We start from the raw sequence: 14,593 nt of genomic DNA, 5'->3' as shown, positions 1-14,593 counted from the left end.
TTATTAACCACAACGCCTTCCTCCCCGCTGAAAGTACTTTACAACCCGAAGGCCTTCTTCATACACGCGGCATGGCTGCATCAGGCTTGCGCCCATTGTGCAATATTCCCCACTGCTGCCTCCCGTAGGAGTCTGGACCGTGTCTCAGTTCCAGTGTGGCTGGTCATCCTCTCAGACCAGCTAGGGATCGTCGCCTAGGTGAGCCGTTACCCCACCTACTAGCTAATCCCATCTGGGCACATCTGATGGCAAGAGGCCCGAAGGTCCCCCTCTTTGGTCTTGCGACATTATGCGGTATTAGCTACCGTTTCCAGTAGTTATCCCCCTCCATCAGGCAGTTTCCCAGACATTACTCACCCGTCCGCCGCTCGCCGGCAAAGTAGCAAGCTACTTTCCGCTGCCGCTCGACTTGCATGTGTTAGGCCTGCCGCCAGCGTTCAATCTGAGCCATGATCAAACTCTTCAATTTAAGTTTGATGCTCGTGAATTAAACTTCGTAATGAATTACGTATGTTCACTCAGAGACTTGGTATTCATTTTTCGTCCGAGGACGTTAAGAATCCATGTCACTTTGAGTGCCCACACAGATTGTCTGATAAATTGTTAAAGAGCAGTGCAACGCGGCTTTCGCTCACCGTTGCGAGGTGGCGTATATTACGCTTTCCTCTTTCAGAGTCAACCCGTTATTTCAGGATTTTTTCTCTTCAACCGACCGGGTTGTTTGTGAAGTGATTCACATCCGCCGTGTCGATGGAGGCGCATTATAGGGAGCCGCCGAGGAATGACAAGCGGAAAAATGCATTTTTATTTCAACCGCTCACCTTTTCACCAAAAAGGCTATTTTTGGTGCTTTTTAATCTCTTTTGGCAGATCGGCCAGACTATTAATCACCCAATCCGCCGCATTCTCAGCTTCTGGCGTCACTGGCTTGCCGGTACGCACTAATATTTTAGTCCCTACACCCGCGGCTGCGGCTGCCTGCATATCTTCCAGTTTATCGCCCACCATATAAGAAGCCGCCATATCAATGTGCAGGAACTCCTGCGCAGAGATAAACATCCCCGGATGCGGCTTACGGCAATCACAGGTCTGACGATACGCTTCTACGGTTCCCTGCGGATGATGCGGACAATAGTAGATGCCATCGAGATCCACACCGCGGTCGGCAAGTGACCAGTCCATCCATTCGGTCAGCGTCTCGAACTGCGCTTCGGTGAATTTACCGCGTGCAATACCAGACTGGTTCGTCACCACCACCAGCGCATAGCCCATCTCTTTCAGCTGGCGCATGGCATCTATTACGCCCTCGATAAACTCGAACTCATCAATCTCATGGACATAACCGTGATCCACATTAATAGTGCCGTCACGATCGAGAAAAATTGCGGGTACTGATTTTGCCACCGGTTTGCTCCTGAAAAAGGCATGTTCAGCTAGTATCTCATGAATCGCAGCGCAATAAAGTGCTCATCGTACAGAGTTGGATTGATTTAGACGTCTGGATGCCTTAACATCCGTTTTGTTTACGGTCATCACCCGTATCTGGCAGAAGAAAATGCCACGGCTAACTTACATACGATAAAAATAATCTAATGATTAAACTTTCCAATATCACCAAAGTGTTCCAGCAGGGGAACCGAACCATTCAGGCGCTGAACAACGTCAGCCTGCATGTTCCTGCTGGTCAAATTTATGGCGTCATTGGCGCATCGGGTGCAGGTAAAAGTACGCTGATCCGTTGTGTTAACCTGCTTGAGCGCCCAACCCAGGGCAGCGTAGAAGTTGGCGGCCAGGAACTTACCGCCCTTTCAGAGAAAGAACTCACCAAAGCGCGTCGTCAGATTGGCATGATCTTCCAGCACTTTAACCTGCTGGCTTCCCGCACCGTGTTCGGCAACGTTGCCTTACCGCTTGAGCTGGATAACACGCCGAAAGAAGAAGTGAAGCGTCGCGTCACCGAGCTGCTCGACCTCGTAGGTCTGGGCGACAAACAGGATAGCTACCCGGCAAATCTGTCCGGTGGGCAAAAACAGCGTGTGGCCATTGCCCGCGCGCTGGCCAGCAATCCTAAGGTACTGCTGTGTGATGAAGCCACCAGCGCACTGGATCCGGCAACCACGCGTTCGATTCTGGAACTGCTGAAAGACATTAACCGTCGCCTGGGCCTGACGATCCTCCTTATTACGCACGAGATGGATGTGGTGAAACGCATCTGCGACTGCGTGGCGGTCATCAGTAACGGTGAACTGATCGAGCAGGACACGGTAAGCGAAGTGTTCTCGCATCCGAAAACCCCGCTGGCGCAGCAGTTCATCCAGTCCACGCTGCATCTGGATATTCCGGAAGACTATCTGGAACGTCTGAAAACAGAAGCAACAGCTGACAGCGTCCCGATGCTGCGCATGGAGTTCACCGGTCAGTCCGTTGATGCTCCCCTGCTTTCCGAAACCGCACGTCGCTTTAACGTGAATAACAACATCATCAGCGCGCAGATGGATTACGCCGGTGGCGTGAAGTTCGGCATCATGCTGACAGAAATGCACGGCACACAAGAAGAAACCCAGGCAGCCATTGCCTGGCTGCAAGAACATCACGTAAAAGTAGAGGTACTGGGTTATGTCTGAGCCGATGATGTGGCTGCTGGTTCGCGGCGTTTGGGAAACGCTGGCAATGACCTTCGTCTCTGGTTTCTTTGGTTTTGTGATTGGCCTGCCGGTCGGCGTGTTGCTGTACGTGACGCGTCCGGGTCAAATCATTGAGAACGCGAAGCTGTACCGTACGCTCTCTGCGCTGGTGAACATCTTCCGTTCTATCCCGTTCATTATTCTGCTGGTGTGGATGATTCCATTTACCCGCGTGATCGTCGGAACGTCTATCGGTCTGCAGGCGGCGATCGTTCCGCTGACCGTTGGCGCTGCGCCGTTTATCGCCCGTATGGTGGAAAACGCCCTGCTGGAGATCCCAACCGGTTTGATCGAAGCGTCCCGCGCGATGGGCGCCACGCCGATGCAGATCGTCCGCAAGGTTCTGCTGCCTGAGGCACTGCCAGGGCTGGTGAATGCGGCAACCATTACGCTTATCACCCTGGTCGGTTATTCCGCGATGGGCGGTGCCGTAGGCGCGGGCGGTTTAGGTCAGATTGGTTACCAGTACGGCTATATTGGATATAACGCGACCGTGATGAATACCGTTCTGGTATTGCTGGTTGTTCTGGTTTACTTCATCCAGTTCTCTGGCGATCGCATCGTCAGGGCTGTTACGCACAAATAACGTTACACACAACATAAACTCTACGAGTTAAGGATAAAACATGGCGTTTAAATTAAAGACCTTCGCAGCAGTAGGCGCGCTGATCGGCTCTCTGGCACTGGTGGGTTGCGGTCAGGATGAAAAAGATCCGAACCACATTAAAGTGGGCGTTATCGTAGGTGCAGAACAGCAGGTTGCAGAAGTTGCTCAGAAAGTGGCGAAAGAGAAATATGGCCTGGACGTGGAGCTGGTGACCTTCAACGATTACGTTCTGCCGAACGAAGCGCTGAGCAAAGGTGATATCGACGCGAACGCCTTCCAGCATAAACCATACCTGGACCAGCAGATCAAAGATCGCGGCTATAAACTGGTGGGCGTGGGTAACACCTTCGTTTATCCAATTGCCGGTTACTCTAAGAAAATTAAATCCCTGGACGAACTGCAGCCGGGCTCTCAGGTTGCCGTCCCTAACGACCCAACTAACCTTGGTCGTTCCCTGCTGCTGCTGCAGAAAGTGGGCCTGATCAAACTGAAAGACGGTGTTGGCCTGCTGCCAACCGTTCTGGACGTCACCGAGAACCCGAAAAATCTGAAAATTGTTGAGCTGGAAGCACCGCAGCTGCCACGTTCTCTGGACGATGCGCAGATTGCCCTCGCCGTTATCAACACCACGTACGCCAGTCAGATTGGCCTGACCCCAGCTAAAGACGGTATCTTCGTTGAAGATAAAGACTCTCCATACGTAAACCTGATCGTGACTCGCGAAGACAACAAAGACGCGGAAAACGTGAAGAAATTCGTACAGGCCTATCAGTCTGACGAAGTTTACCAGGAAGCCAACAAAGTGTTTAACGGCGGCGCTGTTAAGGGCTGGTAATCTCACCTCAGTGTAATATCATCAGGACGGGCTTATGCCCGTCTTGTCATTTGTGCAGTCAACTGATTCAATATCTGACGTTTTGATTATCCATTGAGGAAATATTATGCGTGCTTTACCGATCTGTCTTTTAGCACTCATGCTGAGCGGCTGTTCTATGCTAAGCAGATCTCCCGTTGAACCTGTTCAAAGCACGGCAACCCCGCCAAAGACCGAGCCTGCGAAACCGAAAGTGGTTCGCCCTGCGCCGGTTCGCATTATCACGAAAGCGGATGAACTCGTCGGTAAACCGTTCCGTGAACTGGGCGAAGTGAGCGGCGAATCCTGTCAGGCGACCAATCAGGACTCACCACCGAATATCCCGACAGCGCGTAAACGCATGCAGATTAATGCCGCAAAAATGAAAGCCAACGCGGTCCTGCTGCACAGCTGTGAAGTCACCAGCGGCACGCCGGGCTGCTACCGTCAGGCGGTGTGCATCGGTTCTGCGCTGAACATCACGGCGAAATGAGTGCATTTCAGTTCGAGCAGATAGGCGTTATCCACTCTCCTTACAAAGAGAAGTTCGCCGTCCCCCGCCAGCCCGGTCTTGTCACCAGCGGACGCGGTGAGCTTCACCTGATTGCGCCTTACAATCAGGCCGATGCGGTACGCGGGCTTGAGGCGTTCAGCCACCTGTGGGTGGTGTTCGTGTTTCACCAGACGATGGAAGGCGGCTGGCGTCCTACCGTGCGTCCTCCTCGTCTTGGCGGCAATGCGAGAATGGGGGTGTTTGCGACGCGCTCGACCTTCCGTCCAAACCCGGTTGGCATGTCGCTGGTTGAACTGAAAGGCATACGCTGCCAGAAAGATCGGGTGATACTGGAGTTAGGTAGCCTGGACCTGGTAGACGGCACGCCGGTGATCGACATCAAACCCTATTTGCCCTTCGCCGAAGCCCTTCCGGACGCGCGTGCAAGCTATGCTCAGGACGCCCCACAGGCGGACATGCCTGTATATTTTACGCCTGAGATAACCGCTCAGTTCGGCCAACTGGAGAAACGCTATCCTCGCTTACGGGATTTCATCACCGAAGTTCTGGCACAGGACCCGCGTCCGGCCTACCGTAAAGAAGAGGAAGCAGGTAAAACGTACGCCGTCTGGCTGCTGGATTTTAACGTTCGCTGGCGCGTCACCGAGGCAGGTTTTGAAGTGTTTGCCCTTGAACCCAGGTAATTTTGTTCTCCTCTCTTTTGGCATCTTTGCCACACTGGTAAACTAAACCACTTTTTTTGTGTCAGGCTGGTGTTTCAGCCTGTTCCAATCGTCGAAATGGAACCGTAACAACATGCGTACTAGCCAATATCTGCTCTCCACTCTGAAGGAGACGCCTGCCGACGCCGAAGTGATCAGCCATCAGCTGATGCTGCGCGCCGGGATGATCCGCAAGCTGGCCTCCGGGTTATACACCTGGCTGCCGACCGGCGTGCGCGTCCTGAAAAAAGTCGAAAACATCGTGCGTGAAGAGATGAACAACGCCGGTGCTATCGAGGTGTCCATGCCCGTGGTTCAGCCCGCTGACCTGTGGCAGGAGAGCGGTCGTTGGGAACAGTATGGTCCTGAACTGCTGCGCTTCGTCGATCGTGGCGAGCGTCCGTTCGTTCTCGGCCCAACGCATGAAGAAGTCATCACCGACCTGATTCGTAATGAGCTGAGCTCTTACAAACAGCTGCCGCTGAACTTCTTCCAGATCCAGACTAAGTTCCGTGACGAAGTTCGCCCACGTTTCGGCGTCATGCGCTCTCGCGAATTCCTGATGAAAGACGCCTACTCTTTCCATACCTCTCAGGAATCCCTGCAAGAGACCTACGACGCAATGTACGCGGCGTACAGCAAAATTTTCTCCCGCATGGGGCTGGATTTCCGTGCTGTGCAGGCCGATACCGGCTCCATCGGCGGTAGCGCATCTCATGAATTCCAGGTACTGGCGCAGAGCGGTGAAGACGATGTGATCTTCTCTGACTCTTCCGATTACGCGGCGAACATCGAATTCGCAGAAGCGCTGGCACCAAAAGAACCACGTGCTGCGGCAACGCAAGAGGTGACGCTGGTTGATACGCCAAACGCGAAAACCATTGCCGAGCTGGTTGAGCAGTTCAACCTGCCGATCGAAAAAACCGTGAAGACGCTGCTGGTGAAAGCCACCGAAGGGAGCGCTTACCCGCTGGTTGCCCTGCTGGTGCGTGGCGATCACGAGCTGAACGAAGTGAAAGCTGAGAAGCTGCCGCAGGTCGCCAGCCCGCTGACGTTCGCCACGGAAGCGGAAATCCGCGCCGTGGTCAATGCTGGCCCAGGTTCTCTCGGTCCGGTGAATATGCCGGTTCCTGTTGTTATTGACCGCACGGTAGCCGCGATGAGCGACTTCTCCGCCGGTGCGAACATCGACGGTAAACACTACTTCGGCATCAACTGGGATCGCGACGTGGCGACGCCGGAAGTAGCAGACATCCGTAACGTGGTCGCAGGCGATCCAAGCCCGGACGGTCAGGGTACCCTGATGATCAAGCGTGGCATTGAAGTCGGTCACATCTTCCAGCTGGGCGATAAATACTCGCGCGCGCTGAACGCCGCTGTTCAGGGTGAAGATGGCCGTAACCAGATCCTGACCATGGGTTGCTACGGTATCGGGGTGACGCGCGTGGTAGCTGCCGCCATTGAGCAGAACTATGACGAGCGCGGCATCGTCTGGCCAGACAACATCGCGCCGTTCCAGGTTGCGATTCTGCCAATGAACATGCACAAGTCTTACCGCGTGCAGGAGCTGGCCGAGAAGCTGTATGCCGAGCTGCGTGCGCAGGGTATCGAAGTGCTGATGGATGACCGTAAAGAGCGTCCGGGCGTGATGTTTGCCGATATGGAACTGATCGGTATCCCACACACCGTCGTGATCGGCGACCGTAACCTCGACAGCGACGAGATTGAATACAAATACCGTCGCAGCGGCGAAAAACAGATGATCAAGACCGGCGACATTCTTGATTACCTGGTGAAAGCCATCAAAGGCTAAACAAAAAACCCCGCTCAGGCGGGGTTTTTTAATGGCTCAGCGTCAGCTTATTTACTGTTACAGTCTTTACCCGCAACAAACTTCGCGTCTTTATCCGCCACCAGCGTTTTCACCATCTCTCCACTATCCGGGTTTGGCTCCAGTGTAAAGTGACCGTCAACCGTCAGCAATACCGGCTTGCTGTCATTGCCGCGCGCCACCGCGTAATCACGTTCAAGCTGCGCATTGTTTGCCACGCTGACCTTCTTACCGGTTGCGCAGTCGGTAAAGATCGCCGCATCCGCCATGTAGAAGTACATCCCCCGCATCGCCATCGGCGTCGCGGGCAGAGCCGCTTTTACCGGCGCCAGCGTGTAGTTAAACTGGGATTCAATTGGATTGCCTTCACGATCCAGCATCTCCATCCCCTCGCCTTTGGCGCGGAAATAAGTTTTCTCGCCAGCGGTATCCGTCAGAACCAGCTTCTCCGCCGTTCGCGCCCATGTTCCATAAGTTGCAAAAGAAGAAGGCTCTTTTGCGCCCTGATAGCGCTGGTTCATCACCCAGGTGCCGTCTTTTTGCAGGAACAGGGACGTTTCAATGCCTTCACAGTCCGCGCAAGGCAATACGCCGCGCCAGCTCTGCTGCATCGGTTTTAATTCTTCCGTCTGCGTGGGTTGTAAAACCTGCGTTTCGGAGCGGTTGTTACACCCGAAAAGCGCAAACAGCGTACTCACTGCCAGCGCTGACCATAATGCTTTTTTCACAATGAATTCCTTATGAAAAGTGTGTTCCCTTTCGTCACTCTGTGGGGCGACGAACTTTACCGCGTAGTGCTTTCACTGTGGATTTTTGGGCCTTCGAGGCCAGCCGACGCTCTTTCGATGCGCGGGTTGGCCGCGTTGCCCGGCGGCTTTTTTGTACTGCCGTTAATTCTTTGATGACTGCCACCAGCCTGGCTATCGCCGCTTCCCGGTTAAGCTCCTGGCTGCGGTATTCCTGGGCTTTGATCACCATCACGCCATCGCTGGTGATCAGGTGATGGCTGGCAGCAAGCAGACTTTCTTTATAATACTCTGGCAGGCTTGAGGCCCGAATGTCAAAACGCAAATGGATTGCCGTTGAGGCCTTGTTGACGTGCTGCCCACCTGCCCCCTGAGCACGGATGGCGGTGATCTCCAGCTCGTTGTCCGGAATGCTGACCTTTCGGGACAGGACGATCATGAGGCCGGTTGCCACGCCGTCAAATGAATTTCCAGATTATTCTGAGAATCAGAGAGCCAGATGGCACCGTCCTGAATCGTCGCCTGCAACACCATGGTCCGGCTGGCAAAGTCGCTCAGCTGCGCCAGCTGCTCATCATCCAGATACCAGACCGTGAGATTTTTAAACTGTCCGCACTTGCTCTTGTTTTGCTGCCACCAAATCTCCGCAGCGCGCTGATTATACGCGAATAAGGCCACTTCAGCGGACTGAGTGCAGGCCTTCTTAATTCTGCGCTCGTCCGGCAGTCCAAGTTCGATCCACAAATCGATACCCAGATGATCGTTGCGCAGCCAGGCTTCTGGCTCGTCTTCTGCGCTTAACCCACGGGTAAACTGCAGACGCTCGTCAGCGTACTTAATCCACGCCAGCAGGCGCAGCATCATGCGCTCCTGGGTTTCGGAGGGGTGGCGAGCCAGCGTCAGCGAGGCGTCCAGGAACTGGTTGCGATCAAGATCGGCCACATTGACCACTGCTTTATAAATTGTCGCTTTCAGCGCCATGAGAGAACTCCATTCGAATCAGGCGCTCATTGTAGCGAAAACCGCGGCAAAAGGCTGTTGTAGGGTGATAAATACACCGCTATCAAGGCGCTGATATTGCTTAAATGAGTATGGTATAGTCACCTTGCTAAACCGAGTTTATCTTCGTAGGCTTAATGATATCTCACAGTAAGTCAGTGCGCTGGCGGGAGGGGATGTGAATAATTATTGTGAGTTAATTCGCAAACGGTATGCGGAAATCGCCAGCGGAGATCTGGGGTATGTCCCGGACGCGTTGGGCTGTGTATTGAAAGTGCTTAATGAAGTGGCCTCTGATGAGAGCCTTTCAGAGTCGGTCAGGGAAAAAGCAGCGTATGCTGCGGCGAATTTACTGGTGAGCGATTATGTCGATGAATGATACTTATCAACCCATCAATTGTGATGACTATGACAACCTCGAACTCGCCTGCCAGCATCATTTATTACTGACGCTGGAGCTAAAAGATGGCGAAGTGTTGAAAGCGAAGGCCAGCGATCTGGTTTCACGTAAGAATGTGGAATACCTGATAGTGGAAGATGCCGGTGCGACGCGTGAGCTGCGCCTGGATAAAATAGCCAGCTTCAGCCACCCGCAAATCGGCACCGTCGTGGTGAGCGAATCCTGATGACATTAACGGGCAGCCTGGCTGCCCGTTACGCTTTCTGCCACTCAAACCTGACCCCCTCTTCCGCCCATCCCGCTTCCGTGATGAAAATGCCCGCAGCAGCAATCAATGTTTCACCATAGAACAGCAGCGGCGTGGTGTCGCGCAGCCACGGCGGCACGTTGCACTCCTGCCAGATTTTCTTCAGCTTGCGTCCCCCGTTGCGCCCGACAATATGCAGCATGCCGCCAGCCTTAAAGCGTACCGTTACCGGTTCTCCTGCCTCTGGCAGCCTCACATGACCAGACGGTATAAGAGAGACACGTCCAGCGTCAGCGGGCAATATCAGCGGAAGCGCAGGTGAAAGCCAGTCGAGCACCACATTGGTCAGTGAGGGCGTTGATTTTACCCACCAGAGTTCCCCTTTGTAGCGCCTTACGTCAAAACCGTTCAGGTGGACGCACGGGGAAGCATCCTCCCGCGCCAGGGCAACCTCGTCCCAGATACGGTTTAGCATCGCTCGCGACGGCATCGCGGCGTGATGAGAGGCCAGCCAGCGCCGTAGCAGCGCGGCGCGGCGCACCGGGCTCATCGCTGCCAGCGGTGCAATCGCCAGCGCTCCGTCTTCAGAAATCAGTTCAGCCAGCTCGTCACTCAACAGCTCGTCCAGCAGCGATTCCTGTTCGGCGCACAGCATAGCGCTTCTTGCCGTCGCGTCGGCGAAATGCGGCCAACGCTCGCTCAATAGCGGGAGGACGCGCAGACGCAGAAAGTTACGGTCATAGCCGTCATCCTGGTTGCTCTCATCTTCAATCCAGTTCAGCTGATGTTCTCGCGCCCAGGCCTCAAGCGAGGCGCGCGTCTCGCCAAGCAGCGGACGCAGTAACGTTGTACCGGCAAACTCAGAACGCTCAGGCATGGCTGAAAGCCCTGCCGGTCCGCTGCCCCGCTTAAGCGCCAGCAGAAAGGTTTCACACTGATCGTCCAGGTGCTGGGCTGTGACCAGGGCTTCTCCTGTACGCAATGCCCCGGCAAAGGCGGCATAGCGGGCTTTACGCGCCTGCGCCTCAATGCCCAGCCCTTCCTCCGCAAGCGTGACGCGCTCGACGAGAAGCGGGATCGCCCACGCCGCACACAAGGCTTCGCAGTGCGCCACCCACTCCTCTGCGTGAGGACTTAATCCGTGATGAATATGTATCGCCCGCAGCTGGACGTCAGGCTCCTGGTCGCGCCAGCGTTTAAGACGATGGAGCAGAACGGTGGAATCCAGGCCACCGCTAAACCCCACCAGCAGCTGGCGGTACGGTGAAACGGCGTGTGCGATAGCGGGTAAGGTCATAGGGAATTACACATAAAAAATGCCCGAACTGAGCGGGCATTATCACACAGGACGAAGATTACTGCTGATAAAGCTCCAGCGGCAGGCCGTCCGGGTCGTTGAAAAAGGTAAAGCGCTTGTCGGTAAACGGATCGACGCGGATTGCTTCACACGTCACGCCGTGCGCTTCCAGATGTTTTACTGCGCTATCCAGGTCATCGACGCTGAAGGCAAGATGGCGCAGGCCACAGGCTTCCGGGCGGGACGGACGCGCAGGCGGAAAAGGAAAAGAGAACAGTTCAATCACATACTGCCCGTTTAACGCCAGGTCGCCCTTCCAGGAGTCGCGCTCCTCACGGTAGGCCTCGCTCAACAGCGTAAAGCCGAGAATGTCGCAGTAGAAGGCCTTACTCTTCGCGTAATCGGTCGCAATGATCGCAATATGATGAACAGCTTTTAAACCCAGCATAGCTTCTCCTTTTTATGATGCCTGAACGTTACAACCGAAAACCCGCACCTGGCAAGCGGTCACTCTTATTTTAGGACTCGCACCCAGTACACGCCGTTTTCGTCGCGCTTCGCACCGTGGATATCCGTCTCAAAACCGGGATAGTGACGCCCTACCGAACAGAGCATCAGCAGGAAATCGAGCACGGCCCGACTCTCTTCGGTAATCATCTCTCCCGGCATCAGGAGCGGTACGCCCGGCGGATACGGCAGGATCATGTTGGCCGATACGCGCCCAACCAGATTTTCCAGCTCGACGGTTTCGACCTCCCCCCTCACCTGGCGCTGCCATGCCTTGTGCGGGGTAAACTTCATCTCCGGCAACACATCGAACGCCTGTAGCATCAGACGCGGCAGATCGTGCTGACGGATCAGCCTGTGGATCCCCTGGGCCAGATCCTGAATACGCATATTGCGGTAGAAGTCAGGATCTTCCGCGTAGAGATCCGGCAGCATGTTCTTCACCCGCAGGTTGAGATCGTAGGCGCGCTTAAATTCCATCAGACCGCGCAGCAGCCCCATCGCCCGGGTTTTATCGATCCCGATACTGAACAGAAACAGCAAATTATAGGGGCCTGTTTTCTCCACCACCACGCCGCGTTCATCAAGGAACTTCGCCACCAGCGCAGCCGGGATCCCTTCCTCACCCATCTTGCCCTGCTCATCCATACCCGGCGTCAGGATCGTCACCTTAACCGGATCGAGGAACATATGGTCACTATCGGCATCCCGGAAGCCATGCCAGTCTTCGGCGGGCGAAACCGGCCAGCATTCTGCTTCATCAATCTCTTCCGGCTGCCAGATATCAAAGAACCAGCCGTCGGCTTCCTCTTTCAGCCGCTGAACCTCTTTACGGAAATGCAGTGCGCGCTCCACAGAGCGATTGATAAGACGTTTACCGGGATTGCCGCGCAGCATCGCCGCAGCCGTTTCGATAGACGCCACCAGCGGATAGCTTGGTGAGGTGGTGGTATGCATCATAAAGGCTTCGTTAAAGGTCTCTTCGTCGTATTCGCCTTTGATGTGAATCAGCGAAGCCTGGGAAAACGCGGCCAGCATTTTGTGCGTCGACTGCGTTTCGAAGAACACTTTACCCGGCACGCGTTCACCGCTCATGCCGCTTTTACCCGCGTAAATCGGGTGGAAATTGGTGTACGGTACCCACGCGGAATCGAAGTGGATCGACGGCACGTCCAAAGTCTTTTTGATCCAGTCCGTGTTGTACAGCAGACCGTCATAGGTCGAGTTGGTGATCACCGCATGGACAGGCCAGCCTGCGCCGGGCACTGCCGCGACCTTGCTTTCAATGGCTTCAGGCGTGAACTCCCGCCGCGGAATACCGCCCAGAATACCGAGCGCGTTGCGCGTGGGCGACAGCCAGAGCGGTACGACGTCGCTCATCATCAGCAGGTGCGCCAGCGATTTATGGCAGTTACGGTCAATCAGCAGGGTGCTCCCCGCAGGCGCGGCGTACATCCCGACGATTTTGTTCGAGGTCGAGGTGCCGTTGGTCACCATATAGCTCTGCTCGGCCCCAAAGGTGCGGGCGATATACTCTTCGGCTTCCAGATGCGGTCCGGTATGATCCAGCAGCGAGCCTAGTTCGGTGACTGAAATGGACACGTCCGCTTTCAGCGTGTTGCCACCAAAGAAATCATAGAACAGGCAGCCCACCGGGCTTTTTTGGTAGGCCGTTCCCGCCATATGCCCAGGCGTACAGAAGGTATATTTCCCCTCTTTCACGTAGGTGAAGAGCGCCCGGGTAAAGGGCGGCGTAATGTTATCGAGATATTCATTCGTGTATTGCTGAATTCGGGTCGCAATGTCTTCCGCCACGCCGAGGGAATATTCAAAGAACCACAGCGCCATACGCATATCATTGGCGCTGACGTCCATGGTTGAGTGGGTATTAATAAACGCGTACAGCGGGAGATATTCGTTCAGCTTGTTGATATCGCTGCACAGTTCGAGGTCATATTCATCCCAGTCGAAGATCACGCCGCAGATACGCGGGTTATGCTCGATGAACTTCAGCAGATCGGCGCTGTTGTGCGGCCAGATTAGCTGATACCCACGCGACTGCAGGGCTTGCTCCAGCTCCTTAATCGGCTCATCTTTATAAAAGACGCCGTGTGGCCCCATAACGGCAATGATATTCATGGGCTTCCTCCTTAAAAAACATTAGCTAAGCATAGTCCGGCTAAACCGCAGGTATAAAAAAAGCCGCAACATTGTGCGGCTTTTCAGATAATTGTGAAGCTTACGCGTAGCCGTAAGTCATCAGACGCTGGTAACGGCGGTTGAGCAGATCTTCTTTGCTCAGCACGTCCAGGTCTGCCAGATCGGCCAGCAGCTGCGCTTTCAGGGACGCAGCCATCACTTCCGGCTTACGATGAGCCCCACCCAGCGGTTCCGGGATGATGGAATCGATCAGCTTAAGCTCTTTCAGGCGTGGCGCAATGATGCCCATCGCTTCGGCAGCCAGAGGCGCTTTGTCGGCACTCTTCCACAGAATAGACGCGCAGCCTTCCGGGGAGATTACGGAATAGGTGCTGTACTGCAGCATATTCACTTTATCACCCACGCCAATCGCCAGCGCGCCACCGGAACCACCCTCACCGATAACGGTACAGATGACCGGCACCTTCAGACGAGACATCTCGCGCAGGTTGCGCGCGATAGCTTCAGACTGACCGCGCTCTTCCGCGCCCACGCCTGGGTATGCACCCGGGGTGTCGATGAAGGTGATGATTGGCATGTTGAAACGCTCAGCCATCTCCATCAGACGCAGGGCTTTACGGTAGCCTTCTGGTGCTGGCATACCAAAGTTACGACGGATTTTCTCTTTGGTTTCACGGCCTTTCTGATGACCAATGATCATCACCGGGCGTCCATCCAGACGCGCGATACCGCCAACGATAGCTTTATCGTCAGCGTATGCGCGATCGCCTGCCAGTTCGTCAAATTCGTCAAACGCCAGGCGGACATAATCCAGGGTGTACGGACGCTGTGGATGGCGTGCCAGCTGGGCTACCTGCCATGCGCCGAGATCGGCAAAGATTTTGCGCGTCAGTTCTACGCTTTTCTCGCGCAGACGATGCACTTCTTCGTCGATGTTAATATCCAGTTTTTCATCCTGACGGCTTACCGCTGTCAGAGAATCGATTTTCGCTTCCAGCTCAGCAATCGGCTGTTCGAAATCAAGGAAATTCAGACTCATAGTATTCC

Annotated in this window: 16 protein-coding genes and 1 rRNA gene (1 of these 17 cut by a window edge); 8 read left to right on the top strand and 9 right to left on the bottom strand. The window is 54.7% G+C overall.

Translation table 11 applies throughout. The annotated features are described in order from the left end of the window. Positions 1-469, bottom strand: a 16S ribosomal RNA gene (locus L362_RS00730); it reaches 1,073 nt to the left of the window's first position. Positions 470-837: 368 nt separating this feature from the next. After that, complete coding sequence (gene gmhB, locus L362_RS00735) at positions 838-1,404, bottom strand: D-glycero-beta-D-manno-heptose 1,7-bisphosphate 7-phosphatase (protein WP_008501879.1); 567 nt, start codon at positions 1,402-1,404, stop codon at positions 838-840. A gap of 188 nt (positions 1,405-1,592) precedes the next feature. Here gmhB and metN point away from each other — a divergent pair, with 188 nt between their 5' ends. The 6 genes from metN to proS all read left to right on the top strand — a co-directional run bounded on the left by metN (position 1,593) and on the right by proS (position 7,172). Beyond that, on the top strand, positions 1,593-2,624 hold the full coding sequence (gene metN, locus L362_RS00740) for a methionine ABC transporter ATP-binding protein MetN (protein ID WP_008501880.1): 1,032 nt from the start codon (positions 1,593-1,595) through the stop codon (positions 2,622-2,624). Further along, positions 2,617-3,270, top strand: coding sequence for a methionine ABC transporter permease MetI (locus L362_RS00745; RefSeq protein WP_023345467.1), 654 nt, complete (start codon positions 2,617-2,619; stop codon positions 3,268-3,270). The genes metN and L362_RS00745 overlap by 8 nt, the downstream gene beginning before the upstream one ends. A 40-nt stretch (positions 3,271-3,310) precedes the next feature. Beyond that, a complete protein-coding gene (gene metQ / locus L362_RS00750; RefSeq protein WP_014168729.1) occupies positions 3,311-4,126 on the top strand; it encodes a methionine ABC transporter substrate-binding lipoprotein MetQ in 816 nt (271 codons plus the stop codon). Between the two features lie 106 nt (positions 4,127-4,232). Continuing rightward, on the top strand, positions 4,233-4,637 hold the full coding sequence (gene rcsF, locus L362_RS00755) for an Rcs stress response system protein RcsF (protein ID WP_008501883.1): 405 nt from the start codon (positions 4,233-4,235) through the stop codon (positions 4,635-4,637). Continuing rightward, positions 4,634-5,341: a tRNA (N6-threonylcarbamoyladenosine(37)-N6)-methyltransferase TrmO gene (tsaA, locus tag L362_RS00760; RefSeq protein ID WP_023345466.1), complete on the top strand. Its 708-nt coding sequence runs from the start codon at positions 4,634-4,636 to the stop codon at positions 5,339-5,341. The genes rcsF and tsaA overlap by 4 nt, the downstream gene beginning before the upstream one ends. 112 nt (positions 5,342-5,453) lie before the next feature. Beyond that, on the top strand, positions 5,454-7,172 hold the full coding sequence (gene proS / locus L362_RS00765; protein ID WP_023345465.1) for a proline--tRNA ligase: 1,719 nt from the start codon (positions 5,454-5,456) through the stop codon (positions 7,170-7,172). Between the two features lie 47 nt (positions 7,173-7,219). Here proS and nlpE read toward each other — a convergent pair whose 3' ends face one another. From nlpE to L362_RS00780, 3 genes are read right to left on the bottom strand one after another with little or no spacing between them, the layout of a single operon-like run. Continuing rightward, positions 7,220-7,918, bottom strand: a complete 699-nt coding sequence (nlpE, locus tag L362_RS00770) for an envelope stress response activation lipoprotein NlpE (RefSeq protein ID WP_021240479.1) — start codon at positions 7,916-7,918, stop codon at positions 7,220-7,222. Between the two features lie 34 nt (positions 7,919-7,952). Next, positions 7,953-8,375 carry an alternative ribosome rescue aminoacyl-tRNA hydrolase ArfB gene (gene arfB, locus L362_RS00775; protein ID WP_023345464.1) on the bottom strand — a complete coding sequence of 141 codons (423 nt, stop codon included), beginning with the start codon at positions 8,373-8,375 and terminating at the stop codon, positions 7,953-7,955. Further along, entirely contained in the window at positions 8,372-8,917 is a 546-nt protein-coding gene (locus tag L362_RS00780; RefSeq protein WP_021240481.1) for a YaeQ family protein, read from the bottom strand. The genes arfB and L362_RS00780 overlap by 4 nt, the downstream gene beginning before the upstream one ends. Positions 8,918-9,113: 196 nt before the next feature. On the opposite strand from L362_RS00780, the gene L362_RS00785 reads away from it, so the two are divergent. Together L362_RS00785 and rof are read left to right on the top strand one after the other, a co-directional pair. Continuing rightward, a complete protein-coding gene (locus L362_RS00785; protein WP_008501889.1) occupies positions 9,114-9,314 on the top strand; it encodes a YaeP family protein in 201 nt (66 codons plus the stop codon). Continuing rightward, complete coding sequence (gene rof, locus L362_RS00790) at positions 9,301-9,561, top strand: Rho-binding antiterminator (protein ID WP_008501890.1); 261 nt, start codon at positions 9,301-9,303, stop codon at positions 9,559-9,561. Before L362_RS00785 ends, rof begins: the two co-directional genes overlap by 14 nt. A gap of 28 nt (positions 9,562-9,589) precedes the next feature. On the opposite strand, the gene tilS is transcribed toward rof, so the two are convergent. The 4 genes from tilS to accA form a co-directional block, all read right to left on the bottom strand. Further along, positions 9,590-10,879, bottom strand: a complete 1,290-nt coding sequence (gene tilS / locus L362_RS00795; RefSeq protein ID WP_023345463.1) for a tRNA lysidine(34) synthetase TilS — start codon at positions 10,877-10,879, stop codon at positions 9,590-9,592. 58 nt (positions 10,880-10,937) lie between these two features. Next, on the bottom strand, positions 10,938-11,327 hold the full coding sequence (locus L362_RS00800) for a VOC family protein (RefSeq protein ID WP_008501893.1): 390 nt from the start codon (positions 11,325-11,327) through the stop codon (positions 10,938-10,940). Positions 11,328-11,392: 65 nt separating this feature from the next. Next, positions 11,393-13,525, bottom strand: a complete 2,133-nt coding sequence (locus L362_RS00805; protein WP_023345462.1) for a lysine decarboxylase LdcC — start codon at positions 13,523-13,525, stop codon at positions 11,393-11,395. A 100-nt stretch (positions 13,526-13,625) separates the two neighbouring features. Further along, positions 13,626-14,585: an acetyl-CoA carboxylase carboxyl transferase subunit alpha gene (accA, locus tag L362_RS00810; protein WP_008501895.1), complete on the bottom strand. Its 960-nt coding sequence runs from the start codon at positions 14,583-14,585 to the stop codon at positions 13,626-13,628. Positions 14,586-14,593: the final 8 nt, after the last annotated feature.

The organism is Enterobacter sp. MGH 16, assembly GCF_000493175.1.
GTDB classification, from domain to species: Bacteria; Pseudomonadota; Gammaproteobacteria; order Enterobacterales; family Enterobacteriaceae; genus Enterobacter; species Enterobacter roggenkampii.
This window is presented reverse-complemented; position numbering and strand designations above follow the sequence as displayed.